The organism is Aurantimonas sp. A3-2-R12, assembly GCF_036016755.1.
Lineage (GTDB): Bacteria > Pseudomonadota > Alphaproteobacteria > Rhizobiales > Rhizobiaceae > Aurantimonas > Aurantimonas coralicida_A.
In genome coordinates this window covers 149,075-174,214 of record NZ_JAYXIH010000002.1, presented here as the reverse complement: position 1 = coordinate 174,214, position 25,140 = coordinate 149,075, and the positions used below count along the sequence as shown (strand labels likewise).

Here is a 25,140-nt window from a genome sequence, read left to right as displayed (position 1 = left end):
GCGTGAGCGATTTCGCGCTGGCGCTTGGCGGCGGCGGTGCCCGTGGCATCGCCCATATCCACGTGATCGAGGCGCTCGATGAACTCGGCGTGCGGCCGAAGCGCATCGTCGGTTCCTCGATTGGCGCGATCATGGGCGCGGGCTACGCCGCCGGCATGAGCGGTGCCGAGCTGCGCGCCTTCGCGCTCGACAGCTTTGCCCGCAAGCGGCTCGTGCTGTCCCGGCTCTGGCAAACGCGGCCCACGCCCTTCCAGGACTTCATGAGCGACGGGGCCCTGCGCTTCGGCCCCTTCGATGCCGAGCGCGTGCTGTCGGTCTTCCTGCCCGCCGATCTGCCGACGACCTTCGAGGGCCTCGAAATACCGCTCGGGGTGATGGCGACGGACTTCTACGCCCGCACCGAGTGCGAGATCGACAGCGGCGACCTGCTCAGCGCCTTGGCGGCCTCGGCGGCCATCCCCGCCGTGTTCCGCCCGATTCGCCGGGACGGCAAGGTGCTGTTCGACGGCGGTATCTTCAATCCGCTGCCTTTCGACCGGCTGCGGGGCAAGGCCGACCTTGTCGTCGCGGTCGACGTCAACGGCGGTCCGGTGGGCAGTGGCGACACCATGCCGACGCAGATGGAGGCGATGTTCGGCGCCTCGCAGCTGATGATGCAGTCGATCACCGACTCCAAACTGCGGATGTGCCCACCCGACCTGCTGCTGCGCCCATCGGTGTCGGGTTATCGGGTGCTCGATTTCCTGCGGACGCGGCAAATCCTCGAGGAGACGGCCTCGTTCAAGGAGGAAACGAAACGCGCGCTCGGCCGCCTGTTGGGAGACCAAGGCACCGCGGCGGCGGTCGAAAACGCCCGCGCTGGGAGAGCCTCGGCGCACTGATGCGTCGCCCGTTCTACCGGGCGGTCTGCTCGAGAAACCGCATCAGCCCGGTCTCGACCCGGGTCAGCCCATCGCGCCTGCGGCCCTTCATCATGTCTGGCGGCAGATTTTTCTCCTCGAAGGCCTGCACGATCCCGGGATGGACATACGAGGATCGCGCTACGGTCGGCGTGTTGCGCAGGACGCGTGACACCGATTTCATCGCTGCGGCAACGGCGCGCTTGCGTTTGGCCTCGGTGTCGGCTGCTGAACCCACGTCCTCGACCAGATAGCGCAGCGCCTCGGCCGAGCCGTGGAACGTCCGGAAATCCTTGGCCGAGATTCGTGCCGCGCCGGCCTCGTGCAGATAGTCGTTCAACAGGTTCGCGGTCAGCTCGCGCTGCTTCTTCTTCTGGCCAGGAAACCGGAACAGACGCTGCCCCTTGCCTTTGCGAACCCGCTTCAGCGAGCGCACCAGCGGCTTGTCGCCGATCTCGATGCAGTGTTCCTTGTTGGATTTTCCGACAAAGTTCAGAATCGCGACCTTCTTGACGATGCGGAGGTTTCCCTTGCGCAGCGAGGCCACGCCCCGGCCGCCATCGGCCGCATATTTCTCGTGACCTGGCCGCATGGCGGTGAGGTCGATCAGCCGCGTCGCGATCGCCGATGTCGTCCGCCGGTCGACCTTGCTACGGCGCATATCCTTTTCCACCATCCGCCGAAGCCGGGGCAAGGCGCGGCCGAAGCGCAGGAGCCGCTCGGTCTTTACCGCGTTGCGCACGTTCACCCATTCGTCATGGTAGCGATATTGCAGCCGGCCCTTCTCGTCGCGGCCGATCGCCTGGATATGGCAGGTCGCCTCGATACAAATCCGCACGTCGGTCCAGGCCGGCGGGATCACCAGCGCCTTGACCCTTCGCTTGATGTCCTTGTCGGTGATCGGCTCGCCATCGCGGAAACAGATGCGGAACCCCTTGCCGTTCAAACGCCGCTCGACGTCGAAGGTCTCCGGCGCGACGACGCTAAGGCCAAACCGTTCGGCGTGGAGGGCGAGATGTCGGTTCATCGGGAGACGTCATGCATCCGGCGTGTTCTTCGGCCCTCGGAAACGCCAGCTTTGCGAAACCGGTTCCGACGCCTGGAGTGAGATTGTAGAGTTGCCTATCGGTCTCGAAGCGGCGGATGTGTCTCAGTCGACTGCCTTATGCGGTAAGAGCAACCAATCGTGAATAAAATCAACAAACGGGATTAAATGCGTTAAAGATTTGAAAAAAAGACAATCGAGATTCGGCGTCACGAAAGGCCCGTCATTCTGACGGCGAGACCTGCTGCAGCGGAGATTGGGCGCCGTGTCAGGGAATCCTTGACGGGCATAGGCGCGCTTGGGAGGGCGTGCCCTGGCACGACCCATCCCTTCCGCGATTTGGCGTCGCTTACCGTGGTACGCGACTGAGCGTCGCCGCGCTGGGCCTCAGCTCGCGAAAACCCGGTTCATGTCCGAGAAACCCTTGAATTCGAGGGCATTGCCGGAGGGATCGTAGAGAAACAGCGTCGCCTGTTCGCCTGGCTCGTCCTTGAACCGGATCATCGGGCGCTTGATCCAGTCGACGTCGTCGCGCTCCGTCAGGCGATCGGCGAGTGCCTGCCAATCGGTCATCGTCAGCACGACGCCGAAATGCGGGATCGGCACGGCGTGGCCATCCACCTGGCCGCCGCCGTCGGCTTTTGTCATTCCGGGACGGCTGTGCGCCGAGAGCTGATGGCCGAACAGATCGAAATCGACCCAACTCTCAGAGGATCGGCCGATATTGGCGCCGAGGACATCGCGGTAGAATGCCCGGGTTTCCTCGAGGTCGCGAACGGGAAAGGCAAGGTGGAACGGTGTCGTGCTCATCGGGACTGGACCTTGTCGAAGTTGCGGCGGCGCCCGGCAAAGGGGCGCCCACGGCGGCGTTTGCGTGGAGGGCCTTCGTCGATCGGTGACGTGTCTCCGTTCTCATCAGCCGATTTTTCGATGGCTTGCAAGGAGGGGCGCGGCTTGACCAGCGGTTCGGGGGTGACGACGCGCGTCGTCACCATGTCGTTGCCGGCGTAGAAGCCTTCGGCTTCCTGCAGCTTCAGCCGCGCCTGATCCCGCCGCCTGACGTCCTCGACGATGCGATCGGCGAGTTCCTCCTCGATTCCGAAGGCGTCGAGCGTTGCCGCACCGAAGGCCAGCGCTGATTCGACCGTCTCCCGTATTTCGAAATCCACACCACGGGCGCGGAGCGACAGCGCGTGCGAGCGGTCGTAGGAACGGACATAAAGGCTGACATTGGGGAATTCGGATCGGATCAGGTCGACGACCCGATCCGTGGTTTCGCGCTTGTTGGTGCAGACCGCGACGAGCTTCGCCTTGCGGATGCCGGCCGCCTCCAGAACGTCCTTGCGCAGGCCGGAGCCGAAATAGATCCGGAAACCGAATTTGCTCGCGTTACGGATGCGCTCGGCCGAGGAATCGATGATCGTCACGTCGATGCCGCTGGAAAGCAGGACCTGCGCTGCCATCTGCCCGAAGCGTGAGAAGCCAACCATCAGAACGGCCGAACCGGCGCCTTCGAAATCCTCTTCCAAAGTCTCTTCTTCGGTATGATCGATGGAAAACCGTCGCCCGAGCCATGTGGCCAGCGGTGTCAGCGCCATCGACAGCGTGACGATCGCGATCAGCAGCGAGGAGGTCTCGCGCGGGAAGATCAGGCTCGCGGCCGCGGCGGTGAAGAGGACGAAGCCGAATTCGCCGCCCTGAGCAAGGAGTCCCGAAACCCGCACGGCGGTCGCATGGCTTTGGCCGAAGGCGCGGGACAGGAGATAGATGAAGGCCGCCTTGACGATCATCAGGACCGGTGTGAGGACCAGAATCATCAGCCAGTTGTCCGTGATCACCGACAGGTCGAGCGACAGCCCCACCGCGATGAAGAACAGACCGAGCAATAGCCCGCGAAACGGTTCGATATTGGCTTCGAGTTCGTGCCGGTAGGAGGATTCGGCCAGCAGCACGCCGGCGATAAAGGCGCCCATCGCCATGGAGAATCCAGCGGCCTCCATCAACATCGCTGAACCGAGCACCACGAACAGCGCCGCGCCCAGCATGACCTCGCGCGCGCCGGACGTCGCCATGATCCGAAACAGGGGGTTGAGCAGGTATTTCCCGACGACGAGCAGCGCCACGATTGCCCCGATCGACAGAGCGATGCGTTCGATATCGACCTCGGCGCCCTCGGAAAACGGCGCCAGGAACGGAATCGCCGCGAGCAGCGGAACGACGGCGAGATCCTGGAACAGCAGAATGGAAAAGGCCGACTGGCCATGCCGTGTGTTGGTCTCGCCGGCCTCTTCGAGCAGTTGCAGGCCGAACGCGGTCGAGGACAGCGCGAGACCGAAGCCGATCACGACGCCAGCTTGCCAGTTCATGCCGAACAGGATCGCAATCCCCGTCAGCGCCGCGCCCGTCAGCACGACCTGGGTCAGACCGAGTCCGAAAATCTGCCGTCGCAGCGCCCACAACCGGCTCGCCTTCAATTCGAGCCCGATGATGAACAAAAGAAAGACGACGCCGAGCTCGCCGATATGAAGGATTTCCTTGCCTTCGCCGATCAGCTGGAACACCGGCCCCATCACAATGCCGGCGAAGAGATAGCCGAGCACCGTGCCGAGGCCGATGCGCATGAACAAGGTGCCGGCGACGATCCCGCCGCCGAGAATCAGCACGACTTGCATGAAGAGGGATGTGGCCTGTTCCACTGTCGGCGGCTCGTCCTGTCTCGCGGATTCGGCGGCCGTAAACGCGCCGCCTCGCATTCGGCGTCTTGATGGGTGTCGCGTCGCACAATAGATGGTTCCTGAACGAAAACCAGCGGGCGACATCATGCACGAGGATACGACGCGGCTCTTGGCGACCGCCGAGCGGCTCATCGAGACCGCACGCAAGGCGGGGGCGGACGCCTGCGACGTGGCGGTAGTCCGCTCCTTCGGACGCTCTGTCTCGGTTCGGCTCGGCAAGGTCGAGGAAACCGAAAGCGCCGAGAGCGAGGATATGTCGCTCCGCGTCTTCGTCGGCCGCCGCGTGGCGACCGTCTCGGCGGACATCCACGCCGATGCCCAGCCGCTCGCCGAGCGTGCTGTGGCGATGGCCAAGGTCTCGCCGGAGGACGCATTCGCCGGGCTTGCCGATTCGCGGCGGCTGGCGCGCGACGCGCTCGATCTCGACCAGTTCGATGCATCTGATGTCGACAGCGGGACGATGGTCGCACAGGCGCTCGCGATGGAAGAGGCGGCACGCGCCGTCGATGGGGTGACCAATTCGGGGGGCGCCTCGGTGTCGGCCGGCTCGTCGGGGTTGGTCCTTGCCACCTCCTCCGGTTTTGCCGGTCACCGTATGCGCTCGGGATTTTCCCGCTCGGTCAGCGTCATCGCCGGCGAGGGCGTGAAGATGCAGCGCGATTACGATTTCGATTCGCGCATCCACTCCGCCGATCTGACGGCGCCGGAAGCGATCGGCCGGAGCGCCGGCGATCGCGCCGTGCGGCGGCTTGATCCCGGGACCGTTGCCACCGGGCGCTATCCGGTGATCTTCGATCCACGCATCGCCCGCGGTCTCATCGGCAGCATCGTGTCGGCGATCAATGGTTCGGCGATCGCGCGCAAGACCAGTTTCCTCAAGGACCGGATGGGTGAACGAATTCTTCCGGCGACATTCACCATCATGGACGATCCGCTGTTGCCGCGACGACCCGGCTCGCGTTCCTTCGACGGCGAGGGCGTACGCGGCGAGGCAATGGCGCTGGTCGAGAACGGTGTCCTCGTGAACTGGATTCTCGACTCCGCGACAGCCAAGGAACTCGACCTGGAGACCAACGGCCGTGCCAGCCGTTCATCGGGCGGCGTCTCGCCGTCCGCGACGAACGTGCTCGTCTCGCCAGGCGCCATGACACCGGCCGAACTCGTCCGCGAGACGGGGCGGGGGCTTTATATCGACGAGCTCATCGGCCACGGCACCAATCTTGTCACCGGTGACTACAGTCGCGGCGCTTCGGGTTTTCTGATCGAGAATGGCGAGATCACCACGCCGGTATCGGAGCTGACCATCGCTGGCAATCTGCGCGAGATGCTGGCCTCGCTCGCCGCCGCGAACGATCTCGACGAGCGGTTCTCCATCGTGGCGCCCACGCTTCGAATCGAATCGATGATGGTGGCGGGGCGCTGACTTGACCGGCATGCGCGACGATCTCGAACTGGTGAAGTCCGCCGCAATGGAGGCCGGCGCGGTCGCCATGCGCTTCTTTCGGCGCGATCCAAGGGTTTGGTGGAAGGAGGGCAATTCACCGGTCAGCGAGGCGGACGTCGCCGTCGATGCCTTCCTGAAGGACGCGCTGGTTGGCGCACGGCCGTCCTATGGCTGGGTTTCGGAGGAGATGGAACGGCCCGAGATTCGCGAAGTGGAGGCCGACCGGTTCTTCGTCGTCGATCCGATCGACGGTACCCGTGCCTATCTGCGCGGCGAGGACACCTGGTGCGTCTCGATCGCCGTCATCGAGCGAGGCCGCCCGGTGATCGGCGTCATCGCCGCCCCGGCGCTTGGCGAGGTGTTCGAAGTGACAGCCCATTCCCCGACGCGTCTGAATGGAGCCGTCTGTTCGGTGAGTCGGCCTGGCACCAGCGACCGGCTTCGCCTCGCGGTTCCCGATGCCATACGCAAGCGGCTTGACGCGGCCGGCGGCGAGCCCATCTTGGCGGAAAAAGCGGTTCCCTCGCTCGCCTATCGTCTGGCTCTCGTGGCCTCGGGTCGGCTCGACGGGACGTTGATCCGTCCGCGTGCCAATGACTGGGATATCGCCGCCGCGGACCTTCTCATCGAGAAGGCCGGCGGGCTGTTGTGCGATCGTGGCGGCGTGCCCGCACTTTACAGAAGCGAGGGCAGGAGGCATGGCCTTTTGATGGCGGCATCACATGATGCTATGGCGCGTGTCAGACAGCTGACGAGAGCAATTCCCGATTGATCTCGCTCGGCGGACCGAGCAACGAGGATTCGATTTTAATGGAAGAGCAAGAGCCCAAGCAACTGCTGCACCTGGTGTTCGGTGGCGAGTTGAAGGACCTTCAGAGCGTGGATTTCAAGGATCTCGGAAGCCTTGATATCGTCGGAATCTTCCCCGATTACGCGTCGGCCCTCGCGGCTTGGCGGGGCAAGGCGCAGCAGACTGTCGACAATGCGGCCGTGCGCTACTTCATCGTTCACATGCACCGTCTCCTGAATCCGGAAAATGCGTGAACCATCACTTCCACCCTCTCGGTACGCATCACCATGTCGGATGAAACCATGGCCGACGAGACGGCCGGCAACGCGGCACCCTTGAAGCGGTCCTGGCTTCAGGGGTGGCGGAGACGCTGGCGTCGTATCGGGCGCGATGTGCTTCGCAGCCGGGTCGCCACGGTCCTGGCCGGGGCCGCTATCTACCGAGGCCTGTGCTTCGTGCGCGCGACCCAGAAAGAGGCTCCGGGTTCCTCCGATTGGGAGAGGATTCTCGACGAGGAACATCCGGCCATCGTCGGTCTGTGGCATGGACAGCACCTGCTCGCGCCGTTCTTCCGGCCGCCTAAATTGCCCTATGTGGCACTGCTGTCGCGCAGCGCCGACGCGGAAATCAACGCGACCGTCGTCGAGCGGTTCGGCATCGCGACGGTGCGCGGATCCGGTGGCCGCGCCGGGACGGTCGGTGCGCAAAAAGGCGGAGCCCGTGCGCTGATCGCCCTGCGCCGCTTCCTCGCGGGCGGCTTTGGCGTCTGCATGATCGCCGACGTGCCGAAGGGAACGCCGCGAAAGGCCGGTCTCGGCATCGTGACATTGGCCCGCATCACCGGGCGTCCGGTGCTTCCCTCGGCTGCGGTGACCAGCAGCCGCTATGTCGTTTCGAGTTCGTGGGACAAGACCACGGTTCCGCTTCCGTTCGGACGTATGGCCGTGGTCGTAGGAAAACCGATCTCCGTTCCCGCCGATGCCGATGATGTCATGATGGAAAGCAAGCGACGCGAGATCACCCAGGCGATCGAAGCTGCGAACGAGGCGGCCGAGCGGCTTGTGCGAGATGCGCCGTGAGCGACGCGCTCGCCCGCACGGCGCTTGCGGCATATCGTCTCGCCGGATCGCTCGCCTATCCGATGCTCGGCCCCTATGTCGGCTACCGCATTTCGCGCGGCAAGGAGGATCCGGCACGGCGGCGCGAGCGTTATGGCTATGCCAGCATCGAGCGGCCGGATAGCGGGCCGCTATTATGGATGCACGCGGCGAGTGTCGGCGAGAGCGCGGCGGTCGCGCCGCTGGTCCGCGAGATAGCAGCCCATGGCATCAATGTCGTCATGACCACCGGCACGATGACTTCGGCGCATTTCGTCCACGACAACCTCGCCGACTGTGCCATCCACCAATATGTGCCGCTCGACATGAAGCCCACCTTGGCGCGGTTTCTGGATCATTGGCGTCCCGACGTGGCCATCGTGGCCGAGAGCGAAATCTGGCCGATGACCATGCTGGAGCTCGGCCGGCGCCGCATTCCGCAGGTCCTGGTCAACGCGCGCCTTTCGGACAGGTCTTTCAAGCGCTGGAAGTCGGCCCCCTGGCTGGCGGAAGCGCTGTTGGAGAATCTTGCGCATGTCGTCGCCCAGTCGGATGTCGACGGCGAGCGCTTTCGTCTCCTCGGAGCCCGGGCGGTCACTGTCGCCGGCAATCTGAAAGCCGATGTCGGCCCGCCCCCGAGCTCCGAATCGGCGCTTGCCGAACTGCAACGGGTCCTCGGGCGCCGACCCCGATGGGCGGCGCTTTCCACCCATCCCGGCGAGGAAGCGCTGGCCGGGGACGTGCATCGCTCGCTCGCGCAGCGCCATCCCGGTCTCCTCACCATCATCGTGCCGCGGCACGTCGATCGCGGCGACGAGATCGAGCAGGCGTTGCTGGAACAGGGCTTCAAGGTGGCGCGGCGCAGTCGAGGCGAGCAGCCGGACGAGACGACGGATATCCTGCTCGGCGACACCATGGGCGAGATGGGATTGTATCTGCGGCTGACGGACATCGCCTTTCTCGGCAAGTCGATCACCGGGCAGGGCGGCCAGAACCCACTCGAGGCGGCTATGCTCGGGACAGCGGTCCTCTCCGGTCGATTTGTCCAGAACTTCCGCGATGCCTATCAGCGCCTCCTGAAGAACGGCGGCGCGCGGATCGTGCGTGATGAGGAGTCTCTGGCGTCCCATGTCGACCAACTGCTTCGCGAGCCCGAGCGGTTGGCCGACATGGCGGCGGCCGCGGCGGCGACCGTCGAGGAAATGCGCGGCGCGCTTCCCCGCACGCTGCAGGCCCTCCATCCCTTCCTGCATCCGCTGAAGCTGTCGATCAGTCTCGCGCGCCGTTGCCGGCCCGCAATGCCGCGATGATGCTGCAGGAAACCCCGCCTTTCTGGTGGCGGGCGCGCTCGTGGCCGACGCGACTTCTCGCACCGGCGGCGATGATCTACGGGCGCGTCGCCCGGCGCAATCTGGAGCGCGGCGAGCGTGCCGACATCGATGTGCCGGTTTTGTGCGTTGGCAATTTCACCGTCGGCGGCGGCGGCAAGACGCCGACCGCGATGGCGCTTGGCCGGGCGGCGAAGGCGGCGGGCCTTCGGCCCGGTTTCGTCTCACGCGGTCATGGCCGATCGGGCCGTGGGGCGGTCGCGGTCGACCCGGAGCACCACTCGGCGGGCGAGGTCGGTGATGAGCCGCTGCTGCTCGCAACCGTCGCGCCCACTGCTGTGGCGGTTGATCGCAAACAGGCGGCGGCGCTTTTGAAGCGCGAGCATGGCGTCAACTTCATCATCATGGATGACGGGTTCCAAAGTTCGCGCCTGTGGATCGATTACGCGCTCATCGTGATCGACGCGCGGCGCGGAATCGGCAACGGTGCCGTCATCCCGGCGGGACCGGTGCGGGCGCCGGTCATCGACCAGATCCGTTTGGCGGACGCCCTGCTCGTGGTTGGTCAGGGCGACGGCGGCGACGCGGTGATCCGGCGGACGGCTCGAGCCAACAAGCCGGTCTTCGAGGCCGCGTTGGAGCCGCGTGACGGCGATCGGTTCGGCGGCATGCGGGTGCTCGCCTTTGCCGGTATCGCCGATCCGACGAAGTTCTACGCCAGCCTTGCCGCGCTCGGCGCCGGCATCGTCGAGACCCGCGACTTTCCCGATCACCATGTTTTTTCAAAAGGCGACATGGACGAATTGTCCGCCGCTGCCTGGCGATCAGGATTGCAATTGGTCACGACCCGCAAGGACGCGGTGCGGTTGGCGACGGGAACGGCCACGCAGCAGCTTTTCTTCAAGGAATGCGAGGTGCTCGACGTCGATCTGCGCTTCGAGCCGGACAGCCTCGGCGCGCGGATCGTCCGCGACACCCAGCTGGCGTTCCGGCGCCGCAAGTTCAGGTAGGATTTCCCCCGAAAGCGGTTTCAGCGTTTTCCGCCGCCAGCCTCCATCTCCCGCCGGAACGAGGCCTCGCCGTCGATATAGGCCTCCTGCCGCTCCACGCTCCAATAACGCAGGAGGTCGAGCGGAATCGCCTCGCCAGTGACGCCGCACCGCACATAGGCGCCCGGCGTGATGACCTGAAAATCCGGCGTGCCGTATTTGAGCTTGGCTTCGCCGCCGCTCTCCATGCGGTTCATCGCTATCTCCGAAATGCTGCTGCGGTCCACCGGCTGGGTTCCGGGACCTTTGCGCACTTCCCTAATTCGCTGCCGTGGGCGCGTCAAACTTTGCGACGGGCTTCGTTATCGTCCGATGCTCTAACGCCGCCCGAACATCTTCTCGATGTCGGCGAGCTTCAACTCGATGAAGGTGGGGCGGCCGTGATTGCATTGGCAGGAACCCGGCGTGGTCTCCATGTCGCGCAACAGGGCATTCATCTCGTCCGGCTTCAGGTTTCGCCCGGACCGCACCGAGCCGTGGCAGGCGATCGTCGCCGCGACATGGTCGATCCGGCCGCGAACCGTATCGGCAGTGCCGAACTCGGCCAGTTCGTCCGCCAGGTCCCGGACCAGCCGTTGGCAATCGACCCGGCCGAGGATTGCCGGCGTCTCGCGCACCGCAACGGCGCCCGGTCCGAAGCGCTCGATGCCGAGGCCGAGCTGTGCGAAGGTTGCGGCGTTGTCGGCCAGGCGATCCGCGTCGTCCTCGGGCAGATCGACGATTTCCGGGATCAGCAGCATCTGGGCGGGAAGGGGGCGGCCGTGCAGCGCCGTCTTCAGCGCTTCGTAGACCAGCCGTTCGTGCGCCGCGTGCTGGTCGACGATGACGATGCCGTCCTCGGTCTCGGCGACGATGAAGTTGCTGTGGAACTGCGCCTTGGCCGCGCCGAGCGGGTGATCGCGCGCCTCGCTCGCGGCATCGTTGCCGACGGGGGGGCGTTGCGACGATTCCTCAGAGGTATCCTGCTCGAAAGCCGCTTCGGCCCCGGAACGCTCCAGCGTCGCTGCGCCGACGGCGCCATTGAGCGGGCGGAAGGGCGATGCGCCGACGTCGTAGGCCGCCTGTCGCGGCGCCGCGAAGCCGCCGGGGGCGAAGCCCTCGAAACGTCGTGCGGAGGGCGCCGCCGCGGCGCCGTCCGGCCGGAAGCGCGCCATCAGGCCGGAAGCGTTGGCGGTCGAGGACCGCAAGCCCGCCTCGGTAAAGGCTTGGCGGATAGACCCGACGACAAGGCCGCGCACCAGGCCGGGATCGCGGAAGCGCACGTCTGCCTTCGCCGGATGCACATTGACGTCGACAAGCGCCGGGTCGAGCGTCAGGAACAACACCGCGATCGGGTGGCGGTCCTTCGCCAAAACGTCAGCATAGGCACCCCGCAGCGCCGACAGCAGCATCTTGTCGCGCACCGGCCGGCCATTGACGTAGAAGAACTGCGCCAACCCGTTGCCGCGATTGAAAGTCGGAAGCCCGGCGAAGCCCTCAAGCCGGACCTCCTCGCGCACGGCGTCGATGGCAATCGCATTGTCGCCGAACTCGGCGCCGACGACGGCAGAGATGCGATGAATCCGGTCGGCGTGCGACACCGCCTCGAAGATCGTGCGGCTGCGGTCGGGACCGGCCAGCTCGAACCGCACCTCGGGGAAGGCGATGGCGATACGGCGGACGATCTCGGTGATCGCGGCGCCTTCCGCCCGGTCGCTCTTGAGGAATTTCAACCGCGCCGGAACCGCGTGGAAAAGATCGCGAACCTCGATCACGGTTCCCTTTGACAGGGCCGTCGGCCGTGGGCCGTCCAGGCGGCCGCCATTGACGGTGATCTCATGCGCCTCGGCGGCGCCGGCGGCGCGGGACTTCAAAGAGAGGCGCGCGACCGAGCCGATCGAAGGCAGCGCCTCGCCGCGAAAGCCGAGCGTGTCGATGGCATCGAGGCCGCCGGCCAGTTTGGAGGTGCAGTGCCGGCGCACCGCGAGCGGCAGTTCGCCCGCCGGAATGCCGCAGCCGTCGTCGCTCACCCGGATCAGATTCTTGCCACCGCCGGCGGTCGCGATCTCGATGCGCCTTGCACCGGCATCCAGCGCGTTCTCGACCAGTTCCTTGACGACGCTCGCCGGCCGCTCGACCACTTCGCCAGCGGCGATCTGGTCGATCAGGGCATCGGATAGCTGGCGGATGGGCATGGTCTGCAACCGGCCGGGTTCGGGGCGTGGAAAAGGGAGCGCCGGCCCGCGCCGACGCTCCCTTCCTAGTACCGTCTCGTTGCTTTTGGGGCAAACCGGTGCGCCCGCCGGCCTGTGGACGAAGGCTCAGGCCTCGCCGTCGTCCCGTTCTTCCAGCATGATGAAGACCGAGCGCGACTGCACCACGACACCGCCCGCGTGATCGATCCGGCGCGGTTCGAGCTGCGGCCAATCCGACTGGATCTGCAGGCAGTAGACATGGCCCTCGCGTGGCTCGGGCAGCGTCACCGCAACATCCTCTTGGGTGCCGTTGACGTAGATCACCGCCCGCTCGCTTTCGCTGTCGGCTTCGGTCTTCGGCGAATAGACCGACATGCCGACGAAGCGACGCTCCGGATCATTCCAGTCGTCGTCTTCCATGGCGTGGCCGTCTTCCCGCAACCAGATCACGTCCTCGACATCGCCGCCTTCGACCAGTTCGCCGGTCAGAAAGCGATCGGCATTGAGCGCCGGGTGCTCACGGCGCAGTTTGGCCAGCTTGCCGGTGAATTCGATCAAGCCCTCGTCGGCGTTGTCCCAGTCGAGCCAGGTAATCTCGTTGTCCTGGGCATAACCGTTGTTGTTGCCGCCCTGGGTGCGGCCGAACTCGTCGCCGGCGACGATCATCGGCGTGCCGCGCGCGACCAGCAGCGTCGCCAGCATCGCCCGGATGTCCTTGCCGCGCGCGTCGATGATCGCCGGATCGTCGGTTTCGCCCTCGACACCGTTGTTCCAGGAGTGATTGTCGTTGTGGCCGTCGCGATTGTCCTCGCCATTGGCCTCGTTGTGTTTGTCCTCGTACATGGCGATGTCGGCGAGGGTGAACCCGTCATGGGCGGCGATGAAATTGACGCCCGCGGAGGGTAGCCGGCCGTCGTGGTTGTAGAGATCGGCGGAGCCGGCAAGCCGCGTCGCCAGCGCCCCGATCATACCGGCCTCGCCCTTCCAGAACTTGCGGACGTCGTCGCGGAACTTGTCCTGCCACTCGAACCAGGGCTTGGGAAAATTGCCCACCTGATAGCCACCAGGGCCGACGTCCCACGGCTCGCCGACATGAATGCGATCCTTCAGGACATCGTCCTTTTCGATCATCTTGAAGAACGGCGCGTCGTGGGAGAATCCGTCCGGAAGTCGGCCGAGCACCGTGCCAAGATCGTAACGGAAGCCGTCGATGCCGGTCGCCTGGACCCAGGTACGCAGCACATCGATGAACATCTTGGCCACCGGTTCCTTGTGGGTCGCCATGGTGTTGCCGGTGCCGGTGTCGTTCAGCATGAACTCCGGCTCGCCTTCGGGATGGCGGTAGTAGAGCAGATTGTCGAGGCCGCGATAGCAGATCGTCGGCCCTTCCTCGGAGCCCTCGCCGGAGTGGTTGAAGACGACGTCAAGGAGAACCCGGATGCCGCGCGCGTGCATCGCCTCGACCACCTTGCGGATTTCGGCGAAACCGCCGGGAGCGAGGCGTGGGTCCGGCGCCATGTGAGTGATCGGGTTATAGCCCCAAGCGTTGGTCAGGTTGAAATTGAGGAGATGGCCTTCGTCGATCCAGGCGGCGAGCGGCATCAGTTCGACCGTGTCGATGCCTACCTTCTGCAAGTGATCGAGGAAGTATGGCTCGGCCAGCGCCGCGACGGTGCCGCGAATTTCCGCCGGCACATCCGGGTGCCGCTGAGAATAGGCGCGAACCAAGAGTTCGTAGGTGAGCCCCGGGTTCGCAAAGGGTAGCGGCTTGGCGTCGCGGTCCGGCGCTGTAACGATGGCGCGCGGCAGGAACGGAGCGCTGTCGATCTGGCGCTCGGGCGGTGCGGTCAGCGCCGGACGGTAGGTGAACGGTCGGTCGAGTTGTACCGCATAAGGGTCGACCAGGAACTTCGAATAGTCGAAGCGGTGGCCTTCCTCAGGCTTGTACGGTCCAACGGCGCGCAAACCGTAGCGCGTGCCGGCGGCTAGCCCCGGCACAAAGCCGAAGCGAGTGCCACCATCGCGCCCGGGAAGCGGGATGCGGTCGGTTTCCTGGGTGCCGCCCTCATCGAAAAGGCAGACATGAATCTCGTCGGCATTCTCGGAATAGACGGCGAAATGCACGCCGCCGTCGTCGATCGTCGCACCGAGCGATGCGGGAGCGCCGCGCTCGGCTGTGATGGTGTTGCTCATTGAGCCTCTTGGTCAGGTGATGACGTCCGGGTCGGACCGGCCCGTACGGTTCTTGATCTCTCCGATAACATCGGCGGTGTCGATCAGTTCCGCCAGTGCCTCTTTCGGTGCGATAGCATGTTTGGCCGCGTCCGGCTCATAGCGCTCGATATAGACGCGCAGCGTCGCGCCCTTCGTGCCGGTACCCGACAGGCGGTAGACGATGCGCGAGCCGCCGGAAAAGACGATCCTCACGCCCTGGCCGGTGGCGACCGAGCCGTCGATCGGATCCTTGTAGGAGAAATCGTCGGCTTCGGAGACGACGAGCGTGCCGAAGCGCTGCCCGGCCATCGAGGCGAGCCGGTCATGCAGCGATTCCATCAGGCCGCGCGCCGCCCTGGCGTCGATCTCCTCATAGTCGTGGCGCTGATAGAAGGTGCGGCCGAATTCCGCCCAATGGCTCTCGACGATCGCCTTCACGCTCTCGCGCCGCTCGGCGAGAATGTTGAGCCACAAGAGCACGGCCCACAGGCCGTCCTTCTCGCGCACATGGTCGGAGCCGGTGCCGGCGCTCTCCTCGCCGCAGATGGTCACCTTGCCGGCGTCGAGCAGCGTGCCGAAGAACTTCCAGCCGGTCGGCGTCTCGTAAAGATCGACGCCGCGCTTCTTCGCCACCCGATCGGCGGCCTGGCTGGTCGGCATTGACCGCGCGATTCCGACAATGCCCTTGGCGTAGCCGGGCGCCAGATGGGCGTTGGCGGCCAGAATCGCCAGCGAATCCGACGGCGTGACGAGAATGTCCTTGCCGATGATCAGGTTGCGGTCGCCGTCGCCGTCCGAGGCGGCGCCGAAATCCGGGCCGTCCGGCGCCATCATCTCGTTGATCAGTGCCGCCGCATGAACCGCGTTGGGGTCCGGATGACCCCCGCCGAAATCCTCCTTCGGCTCGCCGTTGATGACCGTTCCCACCGGCGCGCCGAGGCGGTTTTCGATGATCTCCCTGGCATAGGGACCGGTGACCGCATGCATCGCGTCGAAGCGCAGAGTGAAACCGGAAGCGATCAGGTCGCGAATCTTGCCGAAGTCGAACAGCGTCTCCATCAATTCCGCATAGTCGGCGACCGGGTCGACTACCTCGACCACCATGTCGCCGAGTCGGGTCTCGCCGAGATGGGAGATGTTCGGAGCGGTTTCGGTCCACACGCGATAGCGCGAGATCGTCCTGGTCTTTTCGAAAAGCGCCTCGGTCACCGCTTCGGGAGCCGGGCCACCATTGGCGATGTTGTACTTGATGCCGAAATCGCCCTTCGGACCGCCCGGATTGTGGCTCGCCGACAGGATGATGCCGCCCGAGGCGCCGCGCTTGCGGATCAGATGCGAGGCGGCCGGCGTCGACAGGATGCCGTCCCGCCCGACGATCACGCGGCCGTAGCCGTTCGCAGCGGCCATCCGGATCGCGGTGAGGATTACCTCGCGGTTGTAGTAGCGTCCGTCGCCGCCGATGACGAGGCTTTCGCCATCGCCGCTTCCCGCGGCGTCGAAGATTGCCTGGATGAAATTGGCGGCGTAATGCGGCTTCTTGAAATGCGCCACCTTCTTGCGCAGACCCGACGTGCCGGGTTTCTGGTCGTCATAGGGCTGGGTCGCGATCGTTTCGATCATGGCGGGCCTATTCCTTGATGAGATCGCGGTAGAGATCGGCATAGAGCCGGGCGCTGGTGCGCCAGGATACATCCGCGCTCATGGCGCAGATTTGCATGTCCCGCCAGCGCTTGCCATCGTCATAGAGGCGATGCGCGCGCTCGGCCGCTTCGACCAGCGCCGGAGCCGAAGGCGGTGAGAAGATGATGCCGGTCGCCACACCGGCGCTGGCGGCGGCGTAGTTCGCGTCGATCACCGTGTCGGCGAGTCCGCCGACCTTTGTGACGATGGGAATGCAGCCATAGCGCAGCCCGTAGAGCTGGGTGAGACCGCAGGGTTCGAACCGGGATGGGATGAGGATGGCGTCGGCCCCGGCCTGCACCCGGTGCGACAGCGTCTCGTCATAGCCGATTCTCACCCCCACCCGGTCCGGATGCCGGGCATGGGCGGCCAGGAATTGTCCCTCGATCATCTGGTCGCCCGAACCGACGACGACGAGGCGGATGCCGCGTTCGACCAGATCGTCGCAGACGTCGGCGACGAGATCGAGACCCTTCTGCCAGGTCAGGCGGCTGACCACGGCGAAGATCGGACCATCGTCGCGTCTGAGGCCGAACTCGCCCTCCAGCGCCCGCTTGTTGTGACTGCGGGCCTTGGGCGAGCGGGCGCTGTAGGTCTTGGCGATCGCCGGATCGGTCTGCGGGTCCCACACCTCGACGTCGATACCGTTGACGATCCCGACCAGCCGGTCGCCGAGCCCGCGCAGCAGCCCGTCCAGCCCCATCCCGCCCTCCGGGGTGAGGATCTCCTCGGCATAGGTCGGGCTGACGGTGGTCACCACGTCCGCCGCGTGCAGGCCGCCCTTCAGGTAGCCGACATTGCCGTAATACTCGACGCCCTCGATCGACCATGTCGTGGCCGGCAAGCCGAGATCGGCGAAGATGTTGCTCGGATAATTGCCCTGAAAGGCCAGGTTATGGATGGTCACCACCGTCCGCGGCCGCGGCTTGTTGGAGACCGCGAGATAGACCGGCGTAAGCGCGGCCTGCCAGTCATGGGCATGCACGATGTCCGGAGAAAAACCGGCAATCGCGCCTTGCGCAACGGCGGCGCCGGCCTTGGAGAGCGCCGCGAAGCGCGCCCAGTTGTCGGGGTGATCGTAGCCGGCCGGGGTGACGTAAGGACCGCCAGGCCGATCGAACAGGTGCGGCGCGTCGAGGATGAGAAGGTCCAGTCCCCCATGCCGCACGGCGAGGACCTCTGCCTTGCCCCCGAACAGGTTGGCGAACCGGCACGCGACCTTGCCGCGCCCCACGCGTTTGAGCACGTCGGGATAACCTGGCATCAGGGTGCGGACGGCAAAGCCGTGCTCGGCCAGCGCCAGCGGCAGGGCGCCCGTGACGTCGGCGAGCCCACCGGTCTTGATCAGGGGGAAGACCTCCGACGCGACGGAGAGCACGCTGGTTGTCATCAGTAGGTCAGCCTGTCGATCATCGGTTTGGTCACCAGGCAGATTCCGCTCTCGGTCCGTCGAAACCGCTTGGCGTCGAGCTCCGGATCCTCGCCGATCACCAGGCCGTCGGGGATATGGACGCCGCGATCGATGACGACATTGGAGATCCGGGCATGTCGGCCGATGTGACATTGCGGCAGAACGACCGCGTGGTCGAGCCGCGAATAGGAGCTCTGGCGCACACCGGTGAACAGCAGCGACCGGTTCAACATGCCGCCCGAGATGATGCAATCGCCGGAGACCAGCGAGGACACGGCCATTCCGCGGCGTCCCTCCTCGTCATGGACGAACTTCGCCGGTGGCACGATCTCGGCATAGGTCCAGATCGGCCAGTCGCGGTCGTAGATGTCGAGCGGCGGGATGATGTCGGTAAGATCGATATTGGCCCGCCAGTATGCGTCGATGGTTCCCACGTCGCGCCAATAGGCTTCGGTGTCGGGCTCGGCCGCCGAGCGCACGACCGAAGCGCTGAAGCGATGGGCGTAGGCGCTGCCGTGCTTGACAATATGCGGAATGATGTCCTTGCCGAAGTCGCGGTTGGAGTTCGGATCGGCGGCGTCCCGGCGCAGCTGGTCCATCAGGAAATTGGTCTCGAACACATAGATGCCCATCGAGGCGAGGGCGGTGTCCGGCCGGCCGGGGATCGCGGGCGGATCCGCCGGCTTTTCGACGAAATCGGTGATCTTGTAATTTTCATCGACATGCATGACGCCGAAGGCGACGGCTTCCATGCGCGGCACTTCCAGACAGCCGACGGTGACGTCAGCGCCGCTGTCGACATGCTGCTGCAGCATGATCTCGTAGTCCATCTTATAGATGTGGTCGCCAGCAAGAATGACGATGTAGCGCGGCGCGTAGTCCTCGATGATATCGATGTTTTGATAGACCGCGTCCGCCGTGCCTTCGTACCACTGGGTTTCCGAGACGCGTTGGCTGGCCGGCAGGATATCGAAGCTCTCATTGCGGCCGGGTCTGAGGAAGTTCCAGCCGTGCTGCAGATGGCGGATCAGGCTGTGCGCCTTGTATTGGGTGGCGACGCCGATGCGGCGGATGCCGGAATTGATGGCGTTCGACAGCGCGAAATCGATGATGCGCGTCTTGCCGCCGAAAAAGACGGCGGGCTTGGCCCGCGTATCGGTCATTTCCATCAGCCGGCTGCCCCGGCCGCCAGCCAGCACATAGGCCATGGTGTCGCGAGCCAACGGTCCGGCGCGTCTGTTGTCAGGCATGATTCCTCCCACAAGATCTTGCAGGGGCGGCCCGAGCGTCGTTCGCCGCGATCCGACTTCGAATGCTTCCTTGTCCCGCGCCCTGTCCTTAGAGAGCACGATATAGCGTACGCGGGTCAAGCGGCCACACCAAGCCAGCGTCGCCGAACGTCGAACGGCTAGGGCGTTAGCGGTCGCCTCTCGGACCTGCTTTCCAGATGTCGCGCGCATATTCCCGGATCGAGCGATCCGAGGAGAACCAACCCATGCGGGCGGTGTTGTGGACCGCTTTCGCCTGCCATTCGTCCGGGCGTTGCCACAGGGCGTCGAGTTGGCGCTGGGTGTCCCAATAGGCCTTGAAGTCGGCGCAGGTCATCCACCAGTCGTTGTTGTAGAGGTTCGACACCAGGGAATGGTAACGGGACGGGTCGTCGGGCGAGAACACGCCGGAGGAAATCGCGTCCAGCACCTCGCGAAGCAGCGGCTGTCCCTCGATGATCGAGCGGCCGCTGTGGGTTTCGCGCCGGCGTTCCGCCACCTGTTCGGCGGTCAGGCCGAAGATGAAGATGTTGTCCTCTCCCAGATGCTCGAGCATCTCGACATTGGCGCCGTCGAGGGTTCCGATGGTCAGGGCGCCGTTGAGCGCGAACTTCATGTTGCCAGTGCCCGATGCCTCGAGCCCGGCCGTGGAGATCTGTTCGGACAAATCGGCCGCCGGCATGATGATCTCGGCGAGGCTGACATTGTAGTTCGGGATGAACACGACCTTCAAAAGGCCGCGCACCGAGGGATCGGAATTGATCATCTGCGCGACGTCGTTGGCGAGATGGATGATTTCCTTGGCCTGGGCGTAGCTCGGCGCGGCCTTGCCGGCGAAGATTTTCACCCGCGGCGTCCAATCGTGCTCGGGATGGGCGCGAATCTGGTCGTAGAGCGCGATCGCCTCGATGATGTTGAGGAATTGCCGCTTGTATTCGTGGATGCGCTTGACGTGGATGTCGAAGATCGCGTCGGGGTCGACGCTGGTCGCCATCCGTTCGCCGATGAGGTCCGACAGACGCTCCTTGTTGCGGCGCTTGACCGCCGCGAAACGCTCGCGAAAGGCGGAATCGTCGGCGAGCGCGTCGATCTCGCGGATCTTCTCGATGTCGTCGAGGAAGCCGGGGCCGATCGCGTCGGTGATCAAGGCGGTGAGGTCCGGGTTCGCCTGCATCAGCCAGCGCCTCGGGGTCACGCCGTTGGTCTTGTTCTCGATCCGGTCGGGATAAAGCTCGTGCAGATGATGAAAGACGGTCTCCTTCATCAGCTCCGTGTGCAGGGCCGAGACACCGTTCACCGCGTGGCTGCCGACGAAGGCGAGCTGGCCCATGCGCACCCGGCGGCCGTTGCCCTCGTCGACCAGCGAAATCGCGGCGATCTTGGCGTCGTCGAAGCCCTTGTCCTGCGCGGCCGCACGGATGATGATGGCGTTGATGGCGTAGATGATCTGCATCTGCCGCGGCAGCAGCCGCTCGAACAGATGGATCGGCCAGTGCTCCAGCGCCTCCGGTAACAGGGTGTGGTTGGTGTAGGAGAAGGTTGCCCGGGTGATGTCCCAGGCGGCGTTCCATTCAAAGCCGTGGACATCGATCAACAGCCGCATCAACTCCGCGACGGAGACTGCTGGATGGGTGTCGTTGAGCTGGATCGCGACCTTGTCGGCGAGGTTCGAGAGGGTTTCGTTCTTTTCGAGGTGGCGCTTGATAACGTCCTGGAGCGAGGCGGAGGAGAAGAAATACTCCTGCCGCAGGCGCAATTCCTGGCCGGCCTGGTGCGAGTCAGCGGGATAGAGCACCCGGGTGATCGCCTCGGCCTTGTTGGATTCGACCAAGGCGCCGATGTGGTCGCCGGAATTGAAAGCATCGAGCAGGATCGGGTCGAGCGCCTGGGCGCTCCACAGTCGCAGCGTGTTCACCTGTTCGCCGCGCCAGCCCACCATCGGCGTGTCGAAGGCGACGGCGAGCACGCGCTCGGCTGGCCGCCAGACCTGCCGTGCCGGATGGCCGGGCTCCTGTATCGATACCACCTTGCCGCCGAAGCCGATCTCGTAGGCGGAATCGCGCCGTTCGAACTCCCACGGATTGCCGTGGACGAGCCAGGTTTCCGGCAATTCGACCTGCGCGCCGTCGGCGATCTCCTGGCGGAAGAAGCCGTGGACGTAGCGAATGCCGTAGCCGAAGCCGGGAACGCCGGTCGAAGCCATCGATTCCATGAAGCAGGCAGCGAGCCGGCCAAGGCCGCCATTGCCGAGCGCGGCGTCCGGCTCGAGCAGTTCCACCATGTCGAGTTCGACACCATAGCGGGCGAGGGCCTCGCGGATCTGTTCGGTCAGCCCGAGATTGCTGATCGCGTCGCGCAACATGCGGCCGATCAGGAATTCCATCGACAGGTAGCAGACCTGCTTCTCGTTGCTGGCCGCGATCCGGTCGGCGGATTCGAACCAATGGTCGATGATGCGGTCGCGGACGGCGAGCGTCGTGGCGCGCAGCCAGTCATATTTGCGCGCCGCGTCCGGGTGCTTGCCGATCGAATAGGTCAGCTTTTCGACGATCTGGCGCGCCAGCGTATCGGAGTCGTTGAGCCGCGGCTCTAGCTTTGCCGCGCCGTTGCTGTTGCGGGCGGCTTCGGCCGTCTTGAGCGTTGCGGACATCAGGAACCTCTCATGGTGCGTATCGCCGTGATCAGTCCGGCTGTGGAGCCGTCCCGGCCGTCGGCCTCCGCTTCGCCGGTGACCACCGGCACAAGTTTCATCGCCAGTTCCTTGCCGAGCTCGACGCCCCACTGGTCGAATGCATTGATGCCGTAAAGCTGGGCCTCGACGAAGACGCGGTGCTCATAGAGCGCGATCAGCCGGCCGAGCGTCGCCGGATCGAGCTGCCGGTAGAGGATGGTCAGCGACGGACGTTCGCCGGGAAACACCCGGTGCGGCCCGATCTGCTCGGCCTCTGCCTCGCTTCGACCGGCCGCGATCAACTGCTCGCGGGCCTCGTCGAGCGTGCGGCCGCGCATCAGCGCCTCGCTCTGGGCCAGACAATTCGCCAGCAGGAGGTTTTGATGGGTCTGCATGTCGGACGGCTCGTGAGCGCGCGCGCCGACAAGGAATTCGACCGGAACGACGTCGGTCCCTTGATGCAGGAGCTGGAAAAACGCGTGCTGCCCGTTCGTCCCCGGCTCGCCCCAGACGACCGGCCCGCTGACCGCGACCGGCTGGCCGTCGAGTCCCACCCGCTTGCCGTTCGATTCCATGTCGAGCTGCTGGAGATAGGCCGGAAAGCGGGTGAGCCGCTGATCGTAGGGAATGATCGCCCGCGTCGGATAGTGGCAGACCGCGCGGTGCCAATAGCCGACGAGGCCGAGCAAAACGGGAAGATTCTCGCCAAGCGGGGCAGTCTTGAAGTGCTGGTCGACATCGCGTGCGCCGGCGAGAAATTCGCGGAAGCGCTGTGCGCCGATGGCGATCATCAGCGGCAGGCCGATCGCCGACCAGATCGAATAGCGTCCGCCGACCCAGTCCCAGAAGCCGAAGATGCGATCCTCGGGGATGCCGAAACTCGCGACCTTGTCGAGGGCGGTGGAAACGGCGGCAAACTGCTCGGCCACCGCCGCCTCGCCGAGCGCGGCGACGAGCCAGCGCCGCGCCGTGTCGGCATTGGTCATCGTCTCGATGGTGGTGAAGGTCTTCGAGGCGACGATGATCAGCGTCGTCGCCGGATCGAGGTTCTTGAGCGTATCGGCGATGTGGGCGCCATCGACATTCGAGACGAAATGGATGCGCGGACCGTCGTGATAGGGCGCGAGCGCGAGAGTCGCCATGGCCGGGCCGAGATCGGAGCCGCCGATGCCGATATTGACGACGTCGGTGATGGCGCCGTCGTGCGCTCCGCGGACCTCGCCGTTGCGGATGCGCTCGGCGAAGGCGCCCATCGCGCGCAGCACGTCTTCGATCGCGCCGCTGACCGGCTCGCCGTCCGCTCTATAGCCATCCTTGGGCTCGCCCCTGAGCGCGACATGGAGAACCGAGCGGTCCTCTGTCTCGTTGATCCGCTCGCCGGCAAACATCGCGTCCCTTCGTGCCTCGACCCCGCGCTCTCGGGCCAGGTCGAGTAGCGCGGCGCGCGCTTTAGCGTCGATGGCGGTCTTCGAATAATCGAGAACGACGTCGCCGAGACGCGCGGAAAAGCGCGCGAATCGCTCGGGATCGTCGGCGAACAACTGGCGGATTCCGCGTGACAGCGCCGTTGTTGCGATAATGGCGAGTTCGCCGCGGTCGTCGTTCGGGGTGTTGCGATTGTTAGGTTGGCTCATTCTGGCTGCAATCCGCCGTGTGTGTTTTGCCGAGCCCCCGATCCCCGCCTGGGCCGGGATTTTTAAGCGGGTTGCGCATGAGAGGCAAACGATCTGCCTGTGGAAAAGTGACGCATTTTCGGGCAGTGGGGAAATCTGCAACACAAATCATCGACAGTGCCAGTTGGGTTCGTGGCTGTTTGCCTGACTGCGGAGCAGGTCGTCTGCATCTGAATTGGAGCGGGAGACCGTCATTCGAATGGCGGCCTCCCGCAAGGTCAGTCGATTGTCACGGTCTTTGCGTTCATGAACGCGTGAATGCCCTCATGGGAGAGTTCGCGCCCATAGCCGGATTTTTTGACGCCGCCGAAGGGGAGGCGCGAATCGGAGGCGGTCATGCGGTTGATATGGGTGCCGCCCTGGTCGAGGTCGCGGACGAAACGCTCCTGCTCCTTCGCCTCGTTGGTCCAGACCGAGCCGCCAAGCCCGAATTCGGAATCGTTGGCGAGTGCGATGGCTGCGTCGATAGACCGCACCTTAAAGAAGATCGCGCAGGGGCCGAACAATTCCTCGCGATAGGCGGGGGCCGCCTCTGGAACGTCCGCCAGGATCGAGGGCTGGAAGAAGTAGCCCGGTCCCTCCGGCGCGCTGCCGCCGGTAACCAGCTTGGCGCCGACCTTCGTCGAGCGCGCGATCTGGTCGTCGATGTCCTCGACGCCGGCCTTCATGGCGAGCGGGCCCATGCCGGTGTCGTCGGCCATCGGATCGCCGAGCTTGATGGCTTCGACCTTCTCCTGATAGCGGCCGAGATAGTCGTCATAGACATCCTCATGCACGATGAAGCGCTTGGCGGCGATGCAGCTCTGGCCGCTGTTCTGCATCCGGGCCGTCACCCCGACATCGACCGCCTTTTCGATGTCGGCCGAGGGCATGACGATGAACGGGTCGGAACCGCCGAGTTCGAGCACCGTCGTCTTGATCTGCGAGCCGGCCGTCGCGGCGACGGCCGATCCCGCGCCCTCGCTGCCGGTGAGCGTGGCGGCGCGAATCCGGTTGTCCTTGAGAATGCGTTCGACCTTGCCGGAGGAAATCAGCAGCGTCTGGAACACGCCCTGTGGCGCGTCCGCGTCCAGAAAGATTTTCTCGATCTCAAGCGCGCATTGGCTGACGTTGGAGGCGTGTTTCAGGATGCCGACATTGCCGGCCATGATCGCCGGCGCGGCGAATCGGAAGCACTGCCAGTAGGGGAAGTTCCACGGCATCACCGCGAGCACCGGCCCGATCGGCAGATAGGCCACGAAATTCTTCTTCGCCGGCCCCGAGCGATGGTCGTCGGCGAGAAGCTTTTCGCCTTCTTCGGCGTAGTAGCGGCAGGCCGTGGCGCATTTTTCGACCTCGGCCACGGCTTCCTTCAACCGCTTGCCCATTTCGCGCGTCGCGATGCGGGCGAGTTCGTCTTTTCGACGTTCGAGTTCATCGGCCGCTCGCAGCAACACCTCGGCCCGGCGGGAGTAGGACGACGTGCGCCAGTCGCGAAAAGCGCTGTCGGCGTTGGCAAGCGCGCGATCGATGTCCTGATCGGTGTGCTCGGCGAATTTTTCGATGGTCTCGCCCGTCGCCGGATTGATGCTTGTCGGCATGATCAGCCCCCTCTTCTTCCGTGCCCCGTCGGCATGCCGAGCTTGCCGCCCGGGCGCAACCTGGGTTGTGAAGTGAAATGCC

19 protein-coding genes are annotated in these 25,140 nt (G+C 65.0%); 7 read left to right on the top strand and 12 right to left on the bottom strand.

Going from position 1 to position 25,140, the window contains the following annotated elements; genetic code table 11:
• The first annotated feature begins 2 nt into the window (after positions 1–2).
• Positions 3–881, top strand: coding sequence for a patatin-like phospholipase family protein (locus VSX60_RS01905; RefSeq protein ID WP_327622435.1), 879 nt, complete (start codon positions 3–5; stop codon positions 879–881).
• A gap of 13 nt (positions 882–894) precedes the next feature.
• On the opposite strand, the gene VSX60_RS01900 is transcribed toward VSX60_RS01905, so the two are convergent.
• From VSX60_RS01900 to VSX60_RS01890, 3 genes are all read right to left on the bottom strand, one after another.
• Complete coding sequence (locus VSX60_RS01900; protein WP_327622434.1) at positions 895–1,926, bottom strand: DNA topoisomerase IB; 1,032 nt, start codon at positions 1,924–1,926, stop codon at positions 895–897.
• A gap of 405 nt (positions 1,927–2,331) precedes the next feature.
• Positions 2,332–2,754 (bottom strand): VOC family protein, encoded by a 423-nt coding sequence (locus tag VSX60_RS01895; RefSeq protein WP_327622433.1) that lies wholly within the window; start codon positions 2,752–2,754, stop codon positions 2,332–2,334.
• Positions 2,751–4,697 carry a monovalent cation:proton antiporter-2 (CPA2) family protein gene (locus tag VSX60_RS01890; RefSeq protein WP_442873031.1) on the bottom strand — a complete coding sequence of 649 codons (1,947 nt, stop codon included), beginning with the start codon at positions 4,695–4,697 and terminating at the stop codon, positions 2,751–2,753. The genes VSX60_RS01895 and VSX60_RS01890 overlap by 4 nt, the downstream gene beginning before the upstream one ends.
• Positions 4,698–4,764: 67 nt before the next feature.
• Here VSX60_RS01890 and VSX60_RS01885 point away from each other — a divergent pair, with 67 nt between their 5' ends.
• The 6 genes from VSX60_RS01885 to lpxK are packed head-to-tail and all read left to right on the top strand — an operon-like array spanning position 4,765 to position 10,348.
• Positions 4,765–6,102, top strand: coding sequence for a TldD/PmbA family protein (locus VSX60_RS01885; RefSeq protein ID WP_442873030.1), 1,338 nt, complete (start codon positions 4,765–4,767; stop codon positions 6,100–6,102).
• Positions 6,103–6,112: 10 nt separating this feature from the next.
• Positions 6,113–6,895: a 3'(2'),5'-bisphosphate nucleotidase CysQ gene (locus tag VSX60_RS01880; RefSeq protein ID WP_327622483.1), complete on the top strand. Its 783-nt coding sequence runs from the start codon at positions 6,113–6,115 to the stop codon at positions 6,893–6,895.
• 38 nt (positions 6,896–6,933) lie between these two features.
• Positions 6,934–7,167 (top strand): DUF4170 domain-containing protein, encoded by a 234-nt coding sequence (locus VSX60_RS01875; RefSeq protein WP_327622482.1) that lies wholly within the window; start codon positions 6,934–6,936, stop codon positions 7,165–7,167.
• Positions 7,168–7,215: 48 nt separating this feature from the next.
• Entirely contained in the window at positions 7,216–7,992 is a 777-nt protein-coding gene (locus VSX60_RS01870; protein ID WP_327622432.1) for a lysophospholipid acyltransferase family protein, read from the top strand.
• Positions 7,989–9,320, top strand: a complete 1,332-nt coding sequence (waaA, locus tag VSX60_RS01865; RefSeq protein ID WP_327622431.1) for a lipid IV(A) 3-deoxy-D-manno-octulosonic acid transferase — start codon at positions 7,989–7,991, stop codon at positions 9,318–9,320. The genes VSX60_RS01870 and waaA overlap by 4 nt, the downstream gene beginning before the upstream one ends.
• Complete coding sequence (lpxK, locus tag VSX60_RS01860; protein WP_327622429.1) at positions 9,320–10,348, top strand: tetraacyldisaccharide 4'-kinase; 1,029 nt, start codon at positions 9,320–9,322, stop codon at positions 10,346–10,348. Before waaA ends, lpxK begins: the two co-directional genes overlap by 1 nt.
• A gap of 20 nt (positions 10,349–10,368) precedes the next feature.
• Here the strand turns inward: lpxK and VSX60_RS01855 are convergent, their stop codons facing one another.
• The 9 genes from VSX60_RS01855 to VSX60_RS01815 all read right to left on the bottom strand — a co-directional run bounded on the left by VSX60_RS01855 (position 10,369) and on the right by VSX60_RS01815 (position 25,058).
• The gene (locus VSX60_RS01855; RefSeq protein WP_327622428.1) at positions 10,369–10,584 is read right to left on the bottom strand and encodes a DUF2093 domain-containing protein; all 216 of its coding nucleotides are present in this window, start codon (positions 10,582–10,584) and stop codon (positions 10,369–10,371) included.
• Positions 10,585–10,704: 120 nt separating this feature from the next.
• On the bottom strand, positions 10,705–12,561 hold the full coding sequence (mutL, locus tag VSX60_RS01850) for a DNA mismatch repair endonuclease MutL (protein WP_327622427.1): 1,857 nt from the start codon (positions 12,559–12,561) through the stop codon (positions 10,705–10,707).
• Positions 12,562–12,687: 126 nt separating this feature from the next.
• A complete protein-coding gene (glgX, locus tag VSX60_RS01845; RefSeq protein WP_327622426.1) occupies positions 12,688–14,754 on the bottom strand; it encodes a glycogen debranching protein GlgX in 2,067 nt (688 codons plus the stop codon).
• A gap of 12 nt (positions 14,755–14,766) precedes the next feature.
• On the bottom strand, positions 14,767–16,395 hold the full coding sequence (locus VSX60_RS01840) for an alpha-D-glucose phosphate-specific phosphoglucomutase (RefSeq protein WP_327622425.1): 1,629 nt from the start codon (positions 16,393–16,395) through the stop codon (positions 14,767–14,769).
• A gap of 7 nt (positions 16,396–16,402) precedes the next feature.
• Positions 16,403–17,845 (bottom strand): glycogen synthase GlgA, encoded by a 1,443-nt coding sequence (gene glgA, locus VSX60_RS01835; protein WP_327622424.1) that lies wholly within the window; start codon positions 17,843–17,845, stop codon positions 16,403–16,405.
• The gene (gene glgC / locus VSX60_RS01830; protein WP_327622423.1) at positions 17,845–19,116 is read right to left on the bottom strand and encodes a glucose-1-phosphate adenylyltransferase; all 1,272 of its coding nucleotides are present in this window, start codon (positions 19,114–19,116) and stop codon (positions 17,845–17,847) included. The genes glgA and glgC overlap by 1 nt, the downstream gene beginning before the upstream one ends.
• A gap of 166 nt (positions 19,117–19,282) precedes the next feature.
• Positions 19,283–21,784 carry a glycogen/starch/alpha-glucan phosphorylase gene (locus VSX60_RS01825; RefSeq protein ID WP_327622422.1) on the bottom strand — a complete coding sequence of 834 codons (2,502 nt, stop codon included), beginning with the start codon at positions 21,782–21,784 and terminating at the stop codon, positions 19,283–19,285.
• A complete protein-coding gene (gene pgi / locus VSX60_RS01820; protein WP_327622421.1) occupies positions 21,784–23,439 on the bottom strand; it encodes a glucose-6-phosphate isomerase in 1,656 nt (551 codons plus the stop codon). The genes VSX60_RS01825 and pgi overlap by 1 nt, the downstream gene beginning before the upstream one ends.
• Positions 23,440–23,696: 257 nt before the next feature.
• Positions 23,697–25,058 (bottom strand): NAD-dependent succinate-semialdehyde dehydrogenase, encoded by a 1,362-nt coding sequence (locus VSX60_RS01815; RefSeq protein ID WP_327622420.1) that lies wholly within the window; start codon positions 25,056–25,058, stop codon positions 23,697–23,699.
• Positions 25,059–25,140: the final 82 nt, after the last annotated feature.